The following is a 2,514-nucleotide window of genomic DNA, read 5'->3' as shown; positions in this document are numbered from 1 at the left end:
TGCTGGAAGCCATCGTCGAGTAAGTGCAGGCGGGGACCGTATTTTTTCTCCGACCAGAGGCCGGCGGCGTGGCGCCGCTCGCCCACGATGACGGGCACACCGAGCTGCTGCGCGATGAGCAGAGGCTCGTCGCCGAATTCGGTGGGGGAGCCCGCGGGATCGACCTGGAGCACGCCCTTGGTCTTGCGGCGGTAGCCGCGGGAGAGGACGTCGAAGGCGATGCCACGCTGCTTGAGCATATGGCCGAGGGCGATGACGAAGGGCGTCTTACCGGCCCCGCCGACGGAGATGTTGCCGACACTGACGACCGGGCCCTGCAGCCGGCGAGCGCGCAAACGGCCCGAGTCGTAGAGCAAGTTACGCAGCCGGACACTGGCGCCAAAGAGGGCGGAGAACGGCATCAGGCGTTCTCCTTTTCCGGGAGCGCTGCGGACGACATGGGCTGTGGCATGAGTTCATCGATGCGGGCGAGGGTGCGGGCGGTGGCGCCGGCATTGACCTGCCACGTCTCGCGAGCGCGGTCGCCCAGGGAGCGGCACGCTCCCGGGTCGGCGAGCAGCCCGTCTATCGTGGAACCGAGCTGGGTGGCATTGGCGATGCGGATAGCGTGCGCGAGGATGAAGCTGTTGACGATGTCGCGGAAATTCTCCGTGTAGGGGCCGACGACCATCGGGACGCCGAAACGTGCCGCTTCCAGGATGTTGTGCCCGCCGCGCGGAACGAGGCTGCCTCCGATGAAAGCCACATTCGCGAGTTGATAGAGGTCGGCGAGCTCGCCGATGGTGTCGAGGAGAAACAGGCCGCCTTGATGGAAGGGGCCGCCGTCCCACTCCGAGCGTCGCCAGAAGCTCATGCCGGACGATGCGAGCAGACCGGCAACCGCGTCGAAGCGCTCAGGATGACGGGGGGCAAGAATGAGCAGTGTGCCGGGAAAGCGGCGCTGAACTGCGCGGAGCGCATCGAGAACGATTGGCTCCTCCCCTGCGACCGTGCTGCCGCAGACGATCACGGGCCCGGTCGCGGCGTGGCGAAGCTGCTGAACGAGGGCCGAAGTCGAGCCGGCGGGAATGTCGAACTTCAGATTGCCGACCGCTTCCACGCGATCGGGAGAGGCGCCAATGGCGACGATCCGTCCGGCGTCTTCGCGGCTCTGCGCCAGGAAGAGGTCCACGTTGTCGAGCACCGGCGCGAGCAGGCGCGAGACCATGCGATAGCGGGGGAAAGAACGATCGGAGATGCGGGCATTGATGACGGCAACCTTCGCGCCACGCTCGCGGGCGAGACGGAAGAAGTTGGGCCAAAGCTCGGTTTCGGCGACGACGATGAATTCGGGCTGGAGCAGGTCGAAGTAAGGGCGCAGGGCGAAGGTGAAGTCGAGGGGAAAGAAGAAGACGTTGTCTTCGCCGAAGCGTTCGCGGGCGAGCTTCTGTCCGGTGGCGGTAGTGGTGGAGATGACGACGCGATGACCGGGGAAGCGCGTCCGCAGCTCCTGGATGACGCGGCTGACGGCGAGGACTTCGCCGACGGAAACGGCGTGGACCCAGATGGCGCGGCGGCCGTCGGAGCGGAGGCGCGCGGGGACGCGTCCGAAGCGCTCGGCGAGTCCGGCGCGGTACTTGCCGCTGCGGAGCATCTGGAGGACCCAGTAGGGCAGGGTCAACAGCAGGGCGACCGCGAGGACGGCGCTGTAGAGGAAGGTCATCGAGCGAAGGGCTATTGTAAGGCCATTCCCATTTTGGGCCGGTGCAGCCAGGCACATTGGCAGGCAATCACACTTCTTCACAACTAATCGGAAAAGCCTGTGTTGCCATTCAACTGGATATCCGTTGGGAGAATTGTGCCCCACACGCCGCAAAAGCGGCGATCTGTAGGACACCCAAGGTAAACGCAGTAGAATCGGGCGATGGTGAGTTCAAGGTGGAAGCGATTTGCTATTCCCACACATGGCAAAACCGGGCATGTATGGGGTGCCCTGGCGCTGAGCGTGGCGCTGTGCGCGGTGGCGTTTGCGGCCAAGGATTACGTGTCGCCAAAGGCGTTTCCGGGCAAGACGTATCCGGCGCACGACGCGCACGACGATGAGAAGGTGACGATCGCGGCCGACCCATACGACATGCCGGACAAAGCGTCGGCGGTGTTCAACCTGAATTACCGGGACAAGGGCCTGCTGCCGGTATACCTGATTGTCACCAACGATGGTGACGAGCCGGTGGCGCTGACGGCGGTCAAGATACAGTTGGTGACCACCGACCGGTCGAAAATCCTGTCGGCGACCAGCGACGACCTGTACCGGAAGTTTTCGCGGGTGAAGCGGCGGGGCGACGAAGTGAGCCGGAACCCGCTGCCCATCCCGCTGCCGCGGCATCCGGATGCGGGAATACCGAAGGAAGGCGTGAGCGAACTGCAATACGCTCCCTTCATGGCCAAGGCAGTAGAGCCACATTCGACGGTGGCAGGATTTGTGTTTTTCGACGTCGGGGGAATCAGCCAGCCGCTGGCGGGCGCGCACCTGTA

3 protein-coding genes are annotated in these 2,514 nt (G+C 64.6%); 1 reads left to right on the top strand and 2 read right to left on the bottom strand.

Going from position 1 to position 2,514, the window contains the following annotated elements; translation table 11 throughout:
* On the bottom strand, window positions 1–401 hold a 401-nt coding region (lpxK, locus tag VF515_01020; GenBank protein ID HEX7406208.1), incomplete at its 3' end, for a tetraacyldisaccharide 4'-kinase.
* Window positions 401–1,702: a 3-deoxy-D-manno-octulosonic acid transferase gene (locus VF515_01015; protein ID HEX7406207.1), complete on the bottom strand. Its 1,302-nt coding sequence runs from the start codon at window positions 1,700–1,702 to the stop codon at window positions 401–403. The genes lpxK and VF515_01015, both read right to left, overlap by 1 nt.
* Before the next feature lie 201 nt (window positions 1,703–1,903).
* On the opposite strand from VF515_01015, the gene VF515_01010 reads away from it, so the two are divergent.
* Window positions 1,904–2,514: hypothetical protein (locus VF515_01010; protein ID HEX7406206.1), on the top strand; the 611-nt coding region annotated here is incomplete at its 3' end.

The sequence above is a fragment of the Candidatus Binatia bacterium genome (assembly GCA_036382395.1).
Lineage (GTDB): Bacteria > Desulfobacterota > Binatia > HRBIN30 > HRBIN30 > JAGDMS01.
This window is presented reverse-complemented; position numbering and strand designations above follow the sequence as displayed.